Consider the following 18,045-nt stretch of genomic DNA (forward strand, 5'->3'; position numbering starts at 1 on the left):
CGCGCGTTGCGTGCCACCTCTCGACCTCGCGCCGCCCGCGCGCTAGGCTCCAAGCTATACGGAACCGTATAACTGGAGGTTCGACATGACACTTCCCCCTGGTCAACGCGCCGTCGACGGCTTCCCGCGTTTCGGCACACACCTCCATCACCCACCGCCGCCGGTTCCCGCGAACCCGGTGATCGAGGTCGACGGGGCGATGACGCAATCGTTCACTCTCGCCATGACCGACCTCGCCCAGCTGCCGCGATCGGAGGTGCGGGCCGACTTCCACTGTGTGGCCGGGTGGTCTGCCACCGACCTGCACTGGGAGGGCGTCCCGTTCGCCACGCTCTATCGCACACGCGTCGAACCGCTACTCGCGCCGGGTGTTTCGATCAGCCATGTCGTTTTCGAAGGTCTCGACGGGTATCTGTCGGTCGCGTTGCTCGAGGACGCGCTGGCCGATGACGTACTCATCGCCGACCGACTCGACGGGCAGCCACTCACCAGCGATCACGGCGCTCCGGTTCGGTTGGTGAGCCCCGGCCAGTACGGGTTCGTCAACACAAAGCACCTGTGCCGCATCGAATTCCACACTTCCGCGCCCGTCGACCCGGATAAGTGGTCACCGCTCGCGGCACACCACCGGGCCCGCGTCTGGCAGGAGGAGCGCCATCGCTACCTGCCGGGACGCGTGGTTCGCCCGATCTACCACGCGCTGATCGGGCCGATCCGCAGGATGAGCGCGCGCGGGAGCACCGAACGAACTGCCTGAATCCTGTTGCCGGACAGACCGATTCACCGGCGCCACGACAACACGTCAGTCCAGCAACTTCTTCTGCACCTTGCCCATCGCGTTACGCGGGAGCGAGTCGACGAAACGAACCTCACGCGGGCGCTTATGGGCCGAAAGCTGTTCGCCCACATAGGCAGTCAGCTCGACACCGAGCGCGTCGGAACTCGCCTCGCGCGCGACGACGAAGGCCACGATCCGCTGACCGAGATCGTCATCGGGCAGCCCGACCACGGCGACCTCGGCGACCGCCGGATGCCCGAGCAGCGCGGTCTCGATCTCCCCCGCGCCGATGCGGTAGCCGCCGGATTTGATGAGGTCGATCGACTCGCGCCCGACGATCCGATGGAACCCGTCGGCATCGATCACCGCGACGTCACCGGTGCGGAACCACCCGTCCTCGGTCCAGTCCCGCGCGGTGGCCTCGGGCCGATTCCGGTACCCGTCGAACAGCATCGGCCCACGAACCTGCAGACCACCGATGCTCACACCGTCCTGCGGAACGGGCTCGCCCGCTTCATCACGCAACCTCGTCTCGACGCCGCGCACCGGGGTGCCGACCCAGCCGGGCCTGCGCTCACCGTCGGCCCGGGTGGACAGTGTGATCATGGTTTCGCTCATCCCGTACCGCTCCACCGGTGCTTGCCCGGTGAGTTCGGCCAGCTTCTCGAACACCGGAACCGGCAGCGGCGCACTACCCGAGACGAGCAGCCGTGCCTTACTCAGTTCCTTTGCCAGTTCGGGCTTTTCGACCACGCGCGACCAGACCGTCGGCACCCCGAAATACAGGCTGCCTGCCGCTGCCGCATACGCCTGCGGTGTCGGCTTGCCGGTGTGGATCACCGGACTACCGACCCGCAACGGCCCGAGCAGCCCGAGGATCAGCCCGTGCACGTGGAACAGCGGAAGCCCGTGCACCAGTGTGTCTTTCCACGTCCATGCCCACGCCTCGGCGAGCGCGTCGAGCCCGGCGGCGATCGCGCCGCGGCTGAGCATCACTCCCTTGGGCGCCCCCGTTGTTCCCGAGGTGTAGAGGATGAAGGCGATCGCCGCCGGATCGGGTTCGGGATAGGTATGCCAGGACCGTGCGTGCAGCCGCACCGGCACCACCGGCAGATCCGTGCCCTCCGGCGCCGGGCCGAGCCAGGCCTGCGCACCCGAATCGCGCAGGATGTGCTCGCGTTCGGCGGTCCCGGAGTCCGGCGGCACCGGAACGACGGTCACGCCGGCGATCAGGCAACCGACCACGGCGATCACGGTGCGCAAGGTCGGTTCGGCCAGTACCGCGACGCGGTCGGCACGGGCGATTCGTTCCGCTACCGATGTTGCCGAACCCAGCAGATCACTGCGTGAGACGGTGGCATCATCGATGGTGACGGCGTCGGGAATGTCATCCCCGGCGGCGACGGCGGCCGGATTCAGCGAAGCGAGCAGCAGCGGCGGACCATAGGGCATCTGTCAACGCTAACGCGACGTGATTCGGGGCTTGCCGCCGCCGCTGTCGTTGACACCCCGGCGACGTGATGAGACATTCAACGTATAATTCTCTCACGCTCTCTTCGATGAAAACGGGGTCAACGATGACCATCCTGTCGCGCTCGCGTTCGCAGCGGTCCGAACCGGCACAATTCGACATCCGCGACTACGTCGACGGCTCCGCCGCCTTCTACGGCGCGACCGCCAACGTGATCATGCAGCTCAGCCTGGCCCCCGTCGGCTACGGCGTCGCGGAATCGAAGGTGCACAGCGGCAGCATCATGGTGCACCCGGTGAAGCGCACCCGGACCACCTTCACGTACCTGTCCGTGGCGCTGATGGGCACCGACGCCGACCGCGCGGCCTACCGCACTGCCGTCAACGGCGCGCACCGCCACGTCCACTCCACCGCCGACAGCCCGGTGAAGTACAACGCCTTCGACAAGAACCTGCAGCTGTGGGTGGCCGCGTGCCTGTACGCGGGCGCGGTCGACGTGATGGACCGCCTCCACGGTCCCGCGGACGACACCGCCGCCGACACCTTCTACGACTACGCCCACTACCTCGGCACCACCCTCCAGGTGCCTCGCGAGATGTGGCCCGCCGACCGCGCCGCGTTCGATGCCTACTGGTCCGAGCATTTGCAGCGCACCAGCGTCGACCCCACGATCAAGGCCTACTTCGACGGCCTACTCGACCTGAAGATGATCAACCCGCTGTTGCGCCTGCCCTTCGCTCGCTTCCACCGCTGGTTCACCACGGGCCTACTCCCCCAACATCTCCGAGACGAACTCGACCTTTCCTGGACCGCCGCCGACGAGCGCAAACTCAACCGTCTGCTGCGCACCACCGGCAAGGTAACGGGCCGCATGCCCCGCTTCGTCCGAGCCTTCCCCTTCAACGTCACCCTCGCCGATATGCGCCGCCGCAACCGGCGAGGCAAGCCGCTGATCTGACCCACCGCGCCACTCCGACTGCCGGCTGATCCGGCAGTCGGAGCACGAGGTCAGCGCAGATCGTCGGCGATGATCCGCTCGATATTGCGCTCGGCCAGCGCGGTGATCGTGACGAACGGGTTGACGCTGGTGTTGCCGGGAATGAGCGCGCCGTCGATCACGTAGAGCCCCTGATAGCCGTGCAGGCGCCCGTAGTTGTCGGTGGCCTCGTTCAGCACACAGCCGCCGAGCGGGTGATAGGTGAAGTCGTCACCCCAAGTCTTGTAAACGCCGAACAGATCGGTCCGGTAGATCGTCCCCTCCTTGCTGTTGATCTTGTCGAAGACCCGCTTCGCCGCATCGATCGAGGACTGGTTCCAGGCCTTCTGCCAGTTCAAACCGACTGTGCCACTCCCGGAATCGAAGGTGAACCGCCCACGGTTGGGGTTCTTCGTGATCGACAGATACAGGCTCACGTAGGTTTCCAGCCCGGATGGGAAGGGCGCGACCTCGGCGAACGACGGACCGCCCGCGTCGGCCCAGTTGTCGATGCCCAGGCACGGCATCGACGATTGCAGGCTGCCCGTGCCGTCCCACATGTGATTGGCCCGACCGACCATCACATTGCCGTTATTGCCCCACTTCTGCCCGACGGCGTCGGACAGGTCGGTGAGTTTGCCCTTGGCCTTCATGGCCACCAGCAGCTTGCTCGTGCCGATACTGCCCGCCGCGAAGAAGACCCGTTGCGCGATCACCGATTTCGTGGCGACGGTGTTGCCCGAGGTATCGATCTGGGCCATCTCCACGCGGTACCCGCCCTCGGCGGGCGTCACCGTGGTGACCTTGTGCATCGGGGTGATCCGCACCTTGCCGGTGGCGGTGGCCGCGGCGAGATAGGACTTGTCCAGCGAACGCTTGCCGTTGTTGTTGCCGTAGATCACCTCACCCGCCAGTGCGGACCGGGTGACCGTGTTCGCCTGCTCCTTCTTCATGTACTCGAAGTCGTAGACGTTCGGCACGAAAGTCCAACCGAAGCCAGATCTTTCGGCGTGCTTGCGACCGACGCGCGCGAACTGATAGCACTCGGCCGACTCGAACCAGCTCTTGTCGATGTGATTGACCCCGAGACCGGTGTTCGCGCGCGGGTAGTAGGTGCTGTACATCTCGTCGGCGTTCACCGAGGGCAGGATCGCCCCGAAGTTCTCCCGTTTCGGCGTCACGGCCATGCCGCCGTTCACCAGCGAACCGCCACCGACACCGCGCCCCTGATAGACGCGGATGCCACCGAAATCCTCGGAATCCAGGACGCCCGTGTACTTGTCGATGTCCTTGTTGTAGGAGCTGCCCGCGAAGTAACCGACCGGCTGATCGGTGCGATCGCGCAGCCAGTAGGACCGCCCGTCCGGCTTCAGGACCGGACAGAAGATCTTGCCGTCGGCACCCGGGGTGGTCCAGGACATGCCCATCTCGACGACGGTCACATCGACACCGGCCTGTGCCAAGCGCAACGCGGCGACCGAACCGCCGTACCCACTACCGATGACCAGGGCGGGAACCTTGTCGCCGTCGGCCAGCGGAGCGGCGGCGGCCACGGCCCGACCGGCCAGCGCCACCGCACCCAGGCTGATACCTGTTGCAGCTAGAAATCGACGGCGGGATAGCCCGCCGGAATACTGGCTTCTACCGGGCTTTTCATACAAGAATTCACGCACCGTGCAGCTCCTCATCGAGACGGCAATGAGAACCTGTTATACCGAGGATTTCAGTGAAACGAACATGTTTCGAACAAACCAGATCGCACGCGCGGACCTGACCGGGTTAGCGCGAAAATAGCGCTCGGGCAACCACTGTGCCGATCATCGAGCCGCTGATCTGATCGGCATTACCGCGCGCCTCACCCGCCGACCTGCGGCATTCGGGTTTCATTCCCACGACCGCAACGTCGTCGTACGAATCGGAGGACGCTCGTGAGCATTCGAACAGTGACCTGGTGTGTGGCGGCGGCCGCCGTCGGCCTCATGGTGGCAGCGCCCGCCGCCCACGCCGACGAGGACCCGACAACGGTACCGCCACGAACCGCCATTTCGCTGCGGATGCCGGGCGGATTCGCCTGGGGCACAGCCAATGAGCACGAATCGCGGTCGGCGCTGTCGATGTCCAAGCTCTATATCGTCGACTACGCGCTGCGCCACGGCGACGGATCGCCGGAAGACCGCGCGCTGTCGGAACGGATGATCCGGGACTCCGACGACGGCGCCGCCACTCAGCTGGCAGGCAAATACCCGCAGGCGATCGACGCGACCGCGAGCGAATACGGACTGCGCGAGACCCACGGCACCGCCGACTGGGGCCGGTCGAGCACCAGCACCGCCGACATCACCGACTTCCTGGCCGCCAAGCAGCGCACCGATGCCGGTTCGCCGATCTTCGAGTGGATGGCGGGTGCGAGCAATACCGCCGCCGACGGCACTCCCCAGAACTGGGGCACCGCCCAGCTTCCCGGCGTGCAGGGCAGCAAGTGGGGGTGGTCCGATCTCGGCGCCCCCGAGGTGGCCTCCGCGTCCTTCGGACCCAGCTTCTCGGTCGCCGCGCACACCTACGGCACCCCGGCAGACCAGTCCGCGGATGTGCTCGACGCCCTGCCCGCACTGATCCTGCGCCTGGCCGGCGCGTACTGATCCCATGGTGCGGTAGCTGGTCAGAAGGGGGCTTGCTGCCACCAGTTGTCGCGGGTCTCCTCGAAGGAGCGACCCGGCCACGACACCTCGACCACCGAGTTCGCGCTGAACACATTGCCGCGTTCCCTGGCCGCGAGCGTGAACGGTGCGGCCGGGTCACGCGGACGGTAGGCGGCGAGGCTGGTGTGGTGCAGTTCCCGCGTGGTGTCCTCCGTGGTGTGCCGCAGGAGGTAGGCATCGACATCGGTGGCGCTCGGGTACTCGGTGTACCAGGCAGTGAGTCCGTCGGTGTCGGTGCAGGTGATCTGCCGCAGCGGCGCCGGATCGCCCGGCAACACAACCAGCGACGGGGTCGCCGAGCAATTCGCCGCACGCCAGCCGCGCCCGGTCGGCCCCGACGGGATCAAGTCGGTGAATCCCGAGGCAACCGACGCATGCGCACCCCAGGTGGGCGGCGGCGGAACTCGGTTCGGGCGCACGAACTTCCAATAGATCGCACCGACGCCGACGGCGCCGACCCCGGCGACCATCGCCAGCACGAGCAGGCTCACCGCCAGCACCCGCCATCGCGACGAAACCGCCCGCTGAGGTTGTCGCGCGGCGGGCCGCACAGCGGAGTACGACGGCGAACTCACGAGGGTCGGGTTCTGCGAACCCTCGTCGGCATTCGGCGGCCGGTGTTCACGACCGAAAGGCACTCCAGGCGAAACGCTCGCCGCACGGGGGCCTTCTCCGGCACGGGGCTGCGATGCGGGGCCCGCGGCGGCCAGCGCCGCTGTCGCCGCACGCGCAAATTCCTCGCAGCTGTCGAATCTTTCGGCAGGTTCCTTCGCCATCGCCCTGGCGATGACCGCGTCGATTCCGGCTGGCAGGCCGCCGACCAACGCGGACGCGCGAGGCACCGGCTTGGTCAGGTGAGCGGCGACCACCGCGCCGGGATTATCTGCGGGGAAAGGACTTTCGCCCGTGAGCAGAGTGAACAGGGTGCAGCCAAGCGAATACTGGTCGGAACGGTGATCGACCAGGGCACCCGAGAGTTGTTCGGGGGACGCGTAGGCGAGGGTCGCGAGGAAAGCTCCGGTGCGGGTGAGCTGGCGGGCGTCGCCGCGCAGTCGCGCGATGCCGAAGTCGGTGAGCAGGACGCGGTCACCGGCGCGGCCGGGAGCTAGCAAGATGTTGGCCGGCTTCACATCTCGGTGCAGTACGCCGCGATCATGGGCGTAGTCCAGTGCTTCGGCGGTTTGGGTGATGATGCCGATCGCCCGAACCGGATCCAGTGGCTCACCGCGGAACACCGAAGCATCGCGGCCGTCGACATACTGCATGGAAATCCACATCAGCCCGTCCTCGACCCCACGGTCGAGCACCGACACGATGCCAGGGTGGTCGAGATGGGCCGAGACATCGGCCTCGCGCTCGAACCGGCCGCGGACCTCGTGATCGGAATACAGTTCGCGATTCAGTAGTTTCAGCGCGACCTGCCGGGGCAGTCGAGGATGCGCCGCCAGATACACGGTGCCCATTCCACCCCGGCCGAGCAGCCGATCGATGCGATACTCCGCGAACACCGTGCCCGCCTCGAACTCCACCCCGTGCATTCGTTGCGAGCCTTTCGATCCGGTACCGCGCCGATCGCCCGGACCCTGCTGGGCCCAGGCGCGGTGCGTTCGTCAGTCTATTCGCGCATGGCCGGAGCGAAGTCGCAGGTGTGCCCAACCGATCACGCCGCCGACGCGCGAGATGCGTTGCGGACAGAAGCAACCCCGGGCACGATCATGCCCGGGGTGCGTAGTACTCAGGACAGGCGTGCGGCCGCTTCGGCGATGCGCTCGTCGGTAGCGGTCAGTGCGATGCGTACGTGTTCGGGCGAACGGGGACCGTAGAAATCGCCGGGGGCGGCGAGGATTCCGCGTTCGGCGAGCCAGTCGAGGGTGATGCGGCACGGTTCGCCGCGGGTGGCCCACAGGTACAGACCTGCCTCGGAGAAATCGATGCGGAAACCCGCCTGCTGCAAGGCGTTTCGCAGGATCTCGCGGCGGGCGCGGTAACGCTCGCGCTGCTGCGCCTCGTGCCCGTCGTCGCTGAGCGCGGCGGTCATCGCGGCCTGGATCGGGAACGGCATGATCATGCCGGAGTGCTTGCGCACCTCGAGCAGTTCGGCAACCAGTTCCGGGTCACCGGCGACGAAACCGGCTCGGTAGCTGGCCAGGTTCGACGTCTTCGACAGGGAGTGGATGGCCAGCAGGCCGGTGTGGTCGCCATCGCAGACGCGGGGGTCGAGGATCGAGATCGCCTCGCCCTCCCAGGTCAGGCCCAGGTAGCACTCGTCGGAGGCGACGATCGCACCGCGCTCGCGCGCGAACGCGACCACCTTGCGCAGGTGCTCGACGGGCAGCACCTTGCCGGTGGGGTTCGAGGGCGAGTTCACGAAGATCAGCGCCGGATTCTGCGGGCCGATCTGGGTGAGACCGTCTGCGCGCCAAGGCTTCGCGCCCGCCAGCAGCGCGCCGACCTCGTAGGTCGGGTAGGCGATCTCGGGGATCACCACCAGATCGTCGGAGCCGGCACCGAGTAGCCGCGGCAGCCCGGCGATCAGCTCTTTCGTACCGAGCACCGGCAGCACCGCCGCCGGATCGACCCCGGTGACGCCGAACCTGCGCGCCAACGCGGCGACGACGGCGGAGCGCAGCTCCGGGGTGCCGTGCGTGGTCGGATAGCCGGGAACAGCCGCCACCGAACCCAAGGCCGCCTGGATCAGCGGATCGACCGGGTCCACCGGGGTGCCGACGGACAGGTCGACGAGACCGCCCGGATGGGTGGCCGCCTTCTGTTTGACCGCGGCGATGGTGTCCCAGGGGAAGTCAGGCAGCAGGCTGCTCACACGCCCACGGGTTGGCACCCCTGTGCTCACTCTTCGGCCATCGGGGGCAGCGCCTTGATGAAGGCGGGGTCGAAATCGACCACACCGACCTTGGTCGCGCCACCGGGGGAACCCAGTTCGTTGAAGAAGTCGACGTTGGCGTTGATGTAACCGCTCCACTGATCCGGAGTGTCGTCCTCGTAGAAGATCGCCTCCACGGGGCAGACCGGCTCACACGCACCACAGTCCACGCACTCGTCGGGTTGGATGTAGAGCATGCGACCGCCCTCGTAGATGCAATCTACGGGGCATTCCTCGATGCACGCCTTGTCCTTCACGTCAACGCACGGTTCAGCGATGATGTACGGCACTGCCGTTCTCCTAGTCTGTCCTCACCTGCGGTGGTACTCCGCCCACGCAACCCTAGCGTGATCCTGGGCCCAGGCCCAGGTCAGCCTGCCCTAACTACTGCCGGTCATGACGTTGCCGCCGCTGCCGACCCTGCCGGGTCGCCCGCTCAACCGATCGTCGGCGGCGGGGACCGCGTTGCGCCCTTTACCTGCGCAACATCGAGGCTTAGATTTGTTCTCGGAAATCGTTGCACACAGCGGATCCCCTCGCGTCACGGAGACCGCGCGACGAAGGGAACCGTTATGAGTACGGCGCAAGAGCGTGCGGCCGCGCTGGACCTGGTAGCCCGGCTGAAGTCGTCCTATCCCGAGCTGCCGAACGCGCCCACCCCGGATCTGCTCGATCACGATCGCCTCTGGGCGTATTTGAAAACCGATCACGATGTGGGCGGTGAGCCCGACGCCCCGATCGCGTACGAGAACAAGCAGTACGAGCTGTGGGAGCACAACACGTATGTGATCTGCGAGGTGCTCGCCTGGCGTGGGATCTGGCTCTCCGAGGAACGGCGCCGGATCGGCAATGTCGATCTCGGGCGCGCGATGTACCTGGGACTGCCGTATTACGGCAGATGGCTGCTCGCCGTCGCGCGCGTGCTGGCCGAGAAGCACCACATCGGCCTGACCGAGCTGAGTGAACGCATGATGGAGGTCACGGCGCGCTACGAAGGCGGCCTGGCCGGGAAGACCCTGGCCGCCGAGCCGAAGTTCGAAGGCGACGGCTCGCGGGTCGCGCGCAATCGTCATCACCTCGCGGCGGTCGGCAAGGGCGATCCGCAAGTGTTCGCCGGCAAGGCAGGCCAGGCGCGGTTCGAGGTCGGTGATCCCGTGCGGGTCCGGGAACTGCCCGCGCTGTTCTACACCCGCACCCCGGAGTATGTGCGCGGCGCGGTCGGGCGGATCGCCGCGCTCGCCTACGAGAGCCCGGCACCGGAGGACGAGACGTGGGACCGGCCGGACGCGGTGCCCGAGTGGTTCTACGTCGTCGAGTTCAACCTCGCGACGCTGTGGCACGGCTACACCGGACCCAGCGCGGACATGTTGCGCACGGAGATCCCCGAACGCTGGCTCGAGCCGACCACCTAGACCGATCATCCTGCCAGGAAAGGGATTCCATGACCGGGCACGACCACGATCACGACCATGAACGCACGGTGGCCCCGATGGTCGACGAGATCACCGATTTCGAAGTGCTCGAGATCGCGTTGCGTGAGCTGTGTATCGAGAAGGGAATCTTCACCGCCGCCGAACACCGGCGGTTCACCGAATTCGCCGAACAGATCGGCCCGACTCCCGCTGTCCACCTCGTGGCCAGAGCCTGGCTCGATCCCGACTTCAAGGCGCTCGCGCTCGCCGAACCGATGACCGCGAGCAATGCGGTCGGGGTGGATTGGCTGGAGCCGACCGGTTTCGGCACACCGAGCGACTTCACCGCCTTCTCCATTCTCGAGGACACCCCGACGCTGCACAACGTGATCGTGTGCGCGTTGTGTTCGTGCTACCCGCGACCGATTCTCGGCAACTCCCCCGAGTGGTATCGCACCCCGAATTACCGGCGGCGGATGGTGCGCTGGCCACGCCAGGTGCTCTCCGAATTCGGACTCGACCTGCCCGCGAATGTGGCGGTGCGCGTGCAGGACTCGAACCAGAAGCACCGATTCATGGTGCTGCCACTGCGACCGGCGGGCACCGACGGCTGGAACGAGGATCAGCTCGCGGAGATCATCACCCGCGATTGTTTGATCGGCGTCGCGCTACCCACACCGGGCGTCACCACGAATGTGGTCACCCACACCCGGCCTGCCATCCACCCGGCTACCTAGGAGCGCTATGGGCACACCCGAGATCGCCGCGCTGCGGGCCATCGTCGACCGCGACCAGGTGTGGCCGAGGATGGCCGCCACGTACGGCGTGAGCAATCCCGTGCCACCGTGGAAGACCAGCCTGGACGGCCTCTGCGACGCGCTCGATCACGCGCGCTGCGCAGCGCCGATCCCGGATTTCCAGAACCGGCGCGACGACGAGGATTCGCTGTCGGCAACCGTCTATGCCAGCCTGCCCTACCCCGAGAACCAGCTCGTCGCCCTGGCGCATTCCCTCGTGACGCGCGGCATCATCAGCGAGAAGGAACTTCAGGAACGGCTCACCAGCGTTCGGGCCCGGCTGGAATCCTGAACTCAGCCGATCGAGAGCGGCAGCGGCGCCGGTTTGGATTCCACCCGACCGTAGATCGTGGTGCGTTCACGCACCGGGCGAGCGATACCCGCCGCGATCTCGGTGAGCTCGGCGACGGTCTTGGCTGAACCGTGCTGGGAGCCCGCCATCCGGGAAATGGTTTCCTCCATCAGCGTGCCGCCGAGGTCGTTGGCGCCGCCGGTGAGCATGGCCTGGGTGCCGAGGGTGCCCAGTTTCACCCAGCTGGTCTGGATGTTGTGGATGCGGCCGTGCAGCATGATGCGGGCCAGGGCGTGGACCGCGCGATTGTCGCGGTTGGTCGGTCCGGGTCGCGCCGCGCCCGCGAGGTACAGCGGCGCGCTCTGGTGGACGAACGGCAGCGGAACGAACTCGGTGAAGCCGCCCGTCTCGTCCTGGATACCGCGCAGCACACGCAGGTGGCCCACCCAGTGCTTCGGGTTGTCCACATGGCCGTACATCATCGTCGAGCTCGACGGGATGCCCAGCTTGTGGGCGGTGGTAATGACCTCGATCCAGGCGGATGTGGGGAGTTTGCCCTTGGTGAGGACCCAGCGGACCTCGTCGTCGAGGATTTCGGCGGCCGTTCCGGGGATCGAGCCCAATCCGGCCTCTTTCAGCGCCGAAAGCCAGTCGTGGATGCTCTGGCCGCCGCGCGAGGCGCCGTTGACGATCTCCATCGGGCTGAACGCGTGGACGTGCATCGACGGGACGCGGGCCTTGATGGCGCGGACCAGATCGGCGTACCCGGTGACGGGGAGTTCGGGGTCGATGCCGCCCTGCATGCAGACTTCGGTGGCGCCGTCGACGTGGGCTTCCCACGCGCGATCGGCGACCTCGTCGGTGCTGAGGGTGAAGGCGTCGGCGTCACCCTTGCGCTGGGCGAAGGCGCAGAAGCGGCAGCCGGTGTAGCAGATATTGGTGAAGTTGATATTGCGGTTCACCACGTAGGTGACCTCGTCGCCGGAGACCTCGCGTCGCAGCGAATCAGCTAGTGCGGCAACGGCTTCCATATTCGCACCGTCGGCGGTGGCCAGGGCCAGGTACTGGTCGTCGGTGAGACCCGCCGGGTCCTTCTCGGCGGCGCGCAGGGCGTCGAGTACCTCGGAATCGAGGCGCTCGGGTGCGACGACGGCCAGGTCGCGGGCGTGTTCGCGGATCGTCTCCCAGTCACCGAACGCGCCGACGACAACCTGGCCGAGCCCGGAATCACTGCGACTGTCGGTGTTTCGTCCCTCGGTGTCGATGGCGGTATTCAGGTCGACGCGGCCGACCGAATCCCATGACTCGTCCGGCTCCTGCCAGGGCAGGCCGACCGGTATGGCGTCGGGCCTGGCCAGCCCGGTCGCGGGATCGGTGAGCGCGTCGACATGCGCGCCGATGCGCGGATCGATCCAAGGATGGCCCGCGCGAACGTATTTCGGGTGCGCGGAGGTGCGTTCGACGAGGGTGAACCCGGCCGCCTCGGTGATCTCGCGCAGGGTATCCAGGTTCGGCCACGGCCGTTCGGGGTTCACGTGGTCGACCGTCACCGGCGACACCCCGCCCCAGTCGTCGATACCCGCGTCGATCAGCGCCCGGCAATCACTGTGTGACACCAGGTTCGGGGGCGCCTGCACCGGAACATCAGGTCCGAGAAGCAATCTCGTCACCGCGACGGCTGCCAGGAACTCCGCCACGCCCGCATCGGGAACATCGCGCATGGCGGTGTCGTCCTTGGCCCGGAAGTTCTGCACGATCACTTCCTGGATGTGCCCGAATTCCCGGTGCTGCTGACGAATCGCCATGATCGACTCGGCGCGTTCGGTGAGGTTCTCGCCGATGCCGACCAGGATGCCGGTGGTGTAGGGCACCGAGAGCCTGCCCGCGTCGGTGATCGAGCGCAGCCGGACGGCGGGATCCTTGTCGGGGCTGCCGTAATGGCACTCGCCCTTGTCGGTGAACAACCTGGTGGCGGTGGTTTCGAGCATCATGCCCATGGACTGGGCGACGGGCTTGAGGCGGGAGATCTCGTTCCAGCTCATCACGCCGGGGTTCAGGTGCGGCAGCAGGCCGGTCTCCTCGAGTACGAGGATGGAGACGGCGCGCAGGTAGTCGAGGGTGGAGTCGTAGCCGCGTTCGTCGAGCCACTGCGCGGCCTCGGGCCAGCGGTCCTCCGGCCGGTCACCGAGGGTGAACAGCGCTTCCTTGCACCCGAGGGCGGCACCCTGGCGGGCGATTTCCAACACCTCGTCGGGTTCGAGGAACATCCCCTTGCCCTCGGCGCGCAGCTTGCCGGGCACGGTGACGAACGTGCAGTAGTGACACTTGTCCCGGCACAGTTTGGTGAGCGGGATGAACACATTGCGCGAGTAGCTGATCGTGCGTGGGCGCCCCGCCGATTCCAGACCCGCATCACGGACTCGGGCGGCGCTGGCACACAGATCGATGAGGTCGTCGCCGGTGGCATGCAGCAGGACGGTGGCCTCGTCGACGTTCAACGTGACGCCGTCGCGGGCTCGGCGCAGGGCCCGGCGCATCGCGGCGGGACTCGGCGGCGGCATCGGAACGCTCGGCTTCGGAAGGTCGGTCACCCCGTCGATCATGCGCTACTTCTTCCCCGGACGTGTGGTCGGCTGGTCACGAGCCCTCGGCGGGCGCGGTTCGGTCGTCCTTGTCGACGACAACCTCCCTGCCGACCGCGCATATTCCCGACGGGGTGAACTCGTCGCACGCGCATGGAACCATGGGCAGCATGTCGCTGCCACGCTCCACCATCCTGGCCGAACCTGCCTGGCGTCCGAGTGCCAAGGCCAAGCTGCTGTGGGCTTCGGAGAACGCGATCGGGGTGGTCGTGTTGTTCGTGGCGCTCGCGGTGTGGGCGGTGTTCGACGGGGACCGTCGTGGCTGGCAGGTGCTCACCGGGTTGGTGCTCGTGGTGCTCGCGGTGGTCGCGGTCGTGGTGATTCCCGTGTGGCGGTACGCGGTGCATCGGTGGGAGGTCACCGATGATGCCGTGTACACGCGGGTGGGGTGGCTGGACCAGGAGTCTCGGGTCGCGCCGATTTCGCGGGTGCAGACCGTGGACACCGAGCGTGGGCCGCTGGAACGGATCCTGGGACTGGCGACGGTCACCGTCACCACCGCGTCGTCGGCGGGGGCGGTGAAGATCAGTGCACTGGACCTGCCGGTCGCCGAGGAAACAGTGCTGCGATTGACCGCCATCGCCGCGCAGCATCGCGGAGACGCCACATGACCGCACCCGCGCGGACCGAAAATGACTGGCAGCGCCTTGACCCGCGCATGCTGCTGGTGTATCCGGTCAACGAGATCATGAAATACATTCCGGTGCTGCTCGGTTCGATCATCGTCGGCACGACCAGTGGCAATCCGCTGTGGAGTTTGATTCCGGTGACGCTCGTCGCGGCGTTCGGCGTCGCGCGGTGGTTCACCACGTCGTATCGGATCGATGCCGATCACGTGCAGCTGCGCAGCGGGATCGTGGCGCGCCGGACGTTATCGGTGCCGCGCCCACGGATTCGATCGGTGGACGTGGAAGCCGATCTGCTGCACCGGGCGCTCGGCCTGGCGGTGCTGGCCATCGGAACCGGCAAGCAGACCGACAAGGGTGAGGAATTCAAGCTCGACGCCCTCGACACGAGTCAGATCCCGGCGTTGCGTGCCGAATTGCTCGCGCACACCGGTCAACACGCACCCGCCCACCTCGATAGCGCGGGGGCGCCGCATGTCTCGCAACCCGATGCCCACGCGGATTCCGGGGTCGAGATCGGGCACTGGCAGGCGGCGTGGGTGCGGTACGCGCCGTTGTCGCTGACCGGGCTGGCCGTCGTCGCGCCGATCGCCGGGCTCGGCGCGCAGTACGGGCTCATCGATGTGCTGTCGGAAAGTGCTGTCGTGCAACATCTCGACGATGACACCGCGATGATCGTCGTCATCGTCATCACCGGGTTGACCGTGTTGTCGCTGGTGCTGGTGAGTCTGGCCGCGTGCGCCCAGTACCTCGCCACCTGGTTCGGCCTGCGGGTGCTCGACAACGGCGCCACCCTGCACCTGCGCCACGGCCTGTTCACCGCCCGGCAGATCACCCTGGACCTGGCGCGGTTCCGCGGCGCCACCCTCAGCGAACCACTCCTGCTGCGCGCCGCCAAAGCCGCCCAGCTCGAAATGATCATGACGGGCGAGAACCCACGCCAGAAGATCCTCCCGCAGGCCCCACGCACCGCCGTCGAACGCACCCTCGACGAACTCCTCCGCACCCGCCGACGCCCACACGCCGACGCATCGACAGTCCCCGTAGGTGACTCGGCCTGGGCCCGCCACGACGAACCGACCGTCCCTGCACCGGACTCGACCGTGCCCCGCCACAACGAACCGACCGTCCCCGCACCGGACTCGACCCTGGCCCGGCACGACGAATCGACCGCCCCCGCACCGGACTCGACCTGGGCCCGACGCGACGAATCGAGCTCGGCGTCCGCCTTCACCGAAACCGGCGACACCGAGCGCCCGGTCGCGACCTCCCTCACCAAAGGTGGGTCGAACGCCGTGCTCGCGGATTCGATTGCGCCGCAACCGATCACCGGTTCCGCACTCGGCGCCGTCGAGCTGCACAGACACGGACCCGCCGCCCGCCGTCGCCGCTATACCCGGGCCGCGTGGCCCGTCGGTGCCGTGGTCGTCGCGATGCTCGCCATCGTGCTCACGGGCGGTCACCTACCACCGTGGACCTGGACGATACCGGTGGTCCTCGCCCTCGTGATGGCCATCCTCGCCGAAGACCGGTACCGCGGCCTGGGCCACCGTGTACTCCCCGGCACCACCGGCCCGACCTGGCTGATCACCCGCCGTGGCAGCCTCGACCGCAATCGCGACTGCCTCGAAGCGCCGGGCATCATCGGATGGACTGTGCGACAGACCTTCTGGCAGCGCCGAGCCGGACTCGCTACCGTCGTCGCGGCCACCGCGGCGGGCAAGAAGGCATACCTGGTGGTCGATATCCCGATCGATCAGGCCGCCGCGCTGATCGAGGCAGTGACCCCGGGCCGGCTAGGTGAACGCTGAAATGGCCGGGCGCCCTTGGACTCCCGGCCATTCCGCGTCGTCAGCTTAGGCGTTTACCGATTCCTTCGCCAGATCAGCCTCGCCCACAACGGTTTTCGCATCACGCATCAGCACCACCGCCAACACCGCGGCGGCCAGCGCGCACAGCGCACCCACCCCGAACGTCACCTGCATTCCGGTACAGAACGCATCCCGCGCCAGCCCGATGACCGTCGCCTCGCCGGTACCGAGCGCCCCCGTGATGGACTCCCGCGCCGCCGACGGCACCGAATCCGGCATCGCCCCCGCGAAGGTGCCCGCCAGGATCGCGCCGAGCACCGCGACGCCCAGTGCCGCGCCCGCCTGCTGAATGGTGTCGTTGAGCGCGGAGCCGACGCCGGCGTGCTCGCCGGGAACCGCACTCATCAACGCACCGATCGCGGCGGGCATGGCCAGACCGGCACCGGCCCCGAGCAGTGCCATCGCGACGGCGGGCAGGGTGAACCCGGCGCCCGCGTCGAGGGTGGCCAGTACCGCGAAGCCTGCGGCGATCACGATCAGACCCGCGATGGTGACGATGCGGGGCCCGAGTTTGCCGACGAGCACCGCGCCGATGCCATTGGCGATCAGCAGCGTGACCGCCATCGGAGTGAAGGCCAGCGCGGTGCTGATCGGCGAGTACTCGAGGACGAACTGCAGGTACTGGGTGAGCACGAGGACCAAACCACCGTTGGCGAAGGTGACCAGGACCAGGGAGAAACTGGAGCCGGTGAAGGTGCGGTCGCGGAACAACTGCAGCGGCACCATCGGTGAGTCGGTGCGCAGTTCACGAAGCACGAAGGCGGACAAGGCGATCACCGTCACGGCGAAACCACCCAGCACACCGGCGTCGGTCCAGCCCGCGTGCGGCACCGAGATGATGGTCCACACCAGCGCGGTCATGCCGATGATCGAGGTGAGCATGCCGGGGAAGTCGGGCTTGCGCCACGGGCCCTTGGATTCGGGCATCAGCACCAGCGCCGCCACGATGGCGACCACCACGATCGGCACGTTCAGCACGAACACCGCGCCCCACCAGAAATGCTCGAGCAGTACACCACCGACCACCGGGCCGCCGACCATGCCGACGGTCGCCACCGCACTCCACGCGCCGATCGCCTTGGGCCGTTCGTCGTCGTCGAAGACGGTGATCAGGATCGACAGGGTGCTCGGCATGATCAGCACCCCACCGATGCCCATCAGCACGCGCCCGGCGATGAGCATCTCCGCGCTACCCGCGTAGGCGGCCAGCAGCGACGCGGCGCCGAAGACGACCAGGCCGATCACCATCACCAGCCTGCGGCCGAACCGGTCCGAGAGGCTGCCCGAGGTGAGCAGCAGGCCGGCGAAGACCAGCAGGTAGGCGTCGATGATCCATTGGATGTCCTGCGCGCCCGCACCCAGATCGGTGGCGATCTGCGGGATGGCCACGGTGAGGACCATGTTGTCCACTACCAGCACCAGCGAACTCAGGCACAGCACGATCAGGATCAGCCACCGGCGTGGGTTGCGGACCGTCTGATCCGGCGGAGTCGTTGTGAGCATCTTGCTCCCCTTTCGAAGCGCCATCCGCACGTTGTGCGGTCATGTCGAACACTGTACGGTCACCGCACACTGTTCGCAATAGGAGCGGCGTTCGGCC

The 18,045-nt window shown here is 67.2% G+C and carries 15 protein-coding genes; 8 read left to right on the forward strand and 7 right to left on the reverse strand.

Annotated elements, in window-relative coordinates; genetic code table 11:
* The first annotated feature begins 85 nt into the window (after positions 1-85).
* The gene (locus ACFXKN_RS16930) at positions 86-757 is read left to right on the forward strand and encodes a molybdopterin-dependent oxidoreductase (protein ID WP_378940551.1); all 672 of its coding nucleotides are present in this window, start codon (positions 86-88) and stop codon (positions 755-757) included.
* A 45-nt stretch (positions 758-802) separates the two neighbouring features.
* Here ACFXKN_RS16930 and ACFXKN_RS16935 read toward each other — a convergent pair whose 3' ends face one another.
* Positions 803-2,230 (reverse strand): acyl-CoA synthetase, encoded by a 1,428-nt coding sequence (locus ACFXKN_RS16935; RefSeq protein ID WP_379433337.1) that lies wholly within the window; start codon positions 2,228-2,230, stop codon positions 803-805.
* A 125-nt stretch (positions 2,231-2,355) separates the two neighbouring features.
* Between ACFXKN_RS16935 and ACFXKN_RS16940 the strand changes: the two genes are divergently transcribed.
* Positions 2,356-3,207: an oxygenase MpaB family protein gene (locus ACFXKN_RS16940; RefSeq protein WP_378940553.1), complete on the forward strand. Its 852-nt coding sequence runs from the start codon at positions 2,356-2,358 to the stop codon at positions 3,205-3,207.
* A 50-nt stretch (positions 3,208-3,257) separates the two neighbouring features.
* Here ACFXKN_RS16940 and ACFXKN_RS16945 read toward each other — a convergent pair whose 3' ends face one another.
* The gene (locus tag ACFXKN_RS16945) at positions 3,258-4,808 is read right to left on the reverse strand and encodes a GMC oxidoreductase (protein ID WP_378943050.1); all 1,551 of its coding nucleotides are present in this window, start codon (positions 4,806-4,808) and stop codon (positions 3,258-3,260) included.
* Positions 4,809-5,153: 345 nt separating this feature from the next.
* On the opposite strand from ACFXKN_RS16945, the gene ACFXKN_RS16950 reads away from it, so the two are divergent.
* Positions 5,154-5,864, forward strand: a complete 711-nt coding sequence (locus ACFXKN_RS16950; RefSeq protein WP_378940554.1) for a hypothetical protein — start codon at positions 5,154-5,156, stop codon at positions 5,862-5,864.
* A 20-nt stretch (positions 5,865-5,884) separates the two neighbouring features.
* On the opposite strand, the gene ACFXKN_RS16955 is transcribed toward ACFXKN_RS16950, so the two are convergent.
* The 3 genes from ACFXKN_RS16955 to fdxA all read right to left on the reverse strand — a co-directional run bounded on the left by ACFXKN_RS16955 (position 5,885) and on the right by fdxA (position 9,095).
* Positions 5,885-7,462, reverse strand: a complete 1,578-nt coding sequence (locus ACFXKN_RS16955; RefSeq protein ID WP_378940555.1) for a serine/threonine-protein kinase — start codon at positions 7,460-7,462, stop codon at positions 5,885-5,887.
* A 197-nt stretch (positions 7,463-7,659) separates the two neighbouring features.
* Positions 7,660-8,745, reverse strand: a complete 1,086-nt coding sequence (dapC, locus tag ACFXKN_RS16960; RefSeq protein WP_378940556.1) for a succinyldiaminopimelate transaminase — start codon at positions 8,743-8,745, stop codon at positions 7,660-7,662.
* Between the two features lie 26 nt (positions 8,746-8,771).
* Complete coding sequence (gene fdxA / locus ACFXKN_RS16965; RefSeq protein WP_056813450.1) at positions 8,772-9,095, reverse strand: ferredoxin; 324 nt, start codon at positions 9,093-9,095, stop codon at positions 8,772-8,774.
* Between the two features lie 282 nt (positions 9,096-9,377).
* Between fdxA and ACFXKN_RS16970 the strand changes: the two genes are divergently transcribed.
* From ACFXKN_RS16970 to ACFXKN_RS16980, 3 genes are read left to right on the forward strand one after another with little or no spacing between them, the layout of a single operon-like run.
* Positions 9,378-10,217, forward strand: a complete 840-nt coding sequence (locus ACFXKN_RS16970; RefSeq protein ID WP_378940557.1) for an SH3-like domain-containing protein — start codon at positions 9,378-9,380, stop codon at positions 10,215-10,217.
* A 29-nt stretch (positions 10,218-10,246) separates the two neighbouring features.
* Positions 10,247-10,954: a thiocyanate hydrolase subunit gamma gene (gene scnC / locus ACFXKN_RS16975; RefSeq protein ID WP_378940558.1), complete on the forward strand. Its 708-nt coding sequence runs from the start codon at positions 10,247-10,249 to the stop codon at positions 10,952-10,954.
* A gap of 7 nt (positions 10,955-10,961) precedes the next feature.
* Positions 10,962-11,306, forward strand: a complete 345-nt coding sequence (locus ACFXKN_RS16980) for a thiocyanate hydrolase (protein ID WP_379433338.1) — start codon at positions 10,962-10,964, stop codon at positions 11,304-11,306.
* Positions 11,307-11,308: 2 nt separating this feature from the next.
* Here the strand turns inward: ACFXKN_RS16980 and ACFXKN_RS16985 are convergent, their stop codons facing one another.
* The gene (locus tag ACFXKN_RS16985) at positions 11,309-13,909 is read right to left on the reverse strand and encodes a bifunctional FO biosynthesis protein CofGH (RefSeq protein WP_379433339.1); all 2,601 of its coding nucleotides are present in this window, start codon (positions 13,907-13,909) and stop codon (positions 11,309-11,311) included.
* Between the two features lie 149 nt (positions 13,910-14,058).
* Between ACFXKN_RS16985 and ACFXKN_RS16990 the strand changes: the two genes are divergently transcribed.
* Positions 14,059-14,559, forward strand: a complete 501-nt coding sequence (locus ACFXKN_RS16990; protein ID WP_379433340.1) for a PH domain-containing protein — start codon at positions 14,059-14,061, stop codon at positions 14,557-14,559.
* A complete protein-coding gene (locus tag ACFXKN_RS16995; RefSeq protein ID WP_379433341.1) occupies positions 14,556-16,385 on the forward strand; it encodes a PH domain-containing protein in 1,830 nt (609 codons plus the stop codon). The genes ACFXKN_RS16990 and ACFXKN_RS16995 overlap by 4 nt, the downstream gene beginning before the upstream one ends.
* Before the next feature lie 45 nt (positions 16,386-16,430).
* Here the strand turns inward: ACFXKN_RS16995 and ACFXKN_RS17000 are convergent, their stop codons facing one another.
* Positions 16,431-17,948 (reverse strand): MFS transporter, encoded by a 1,518-nt coding sequence (locus ACFXKN_RS17000; protein ID WP_379433342.1) that lies wholly within the window; start codon positions 17,946-17,948, stop codon positions 16,431-16,433.
* Positions 17,949-18,045 lie beyond the last annotated feature (97 nt).

This window comes from Nocardia sp. NPDC059195, from assembly GCF_042754695.1.
GTDB lineage: Bacteria > Actinomycetota > Actinomycetes > Mycobacteriales > Mycobacteriaceae > Nocardia.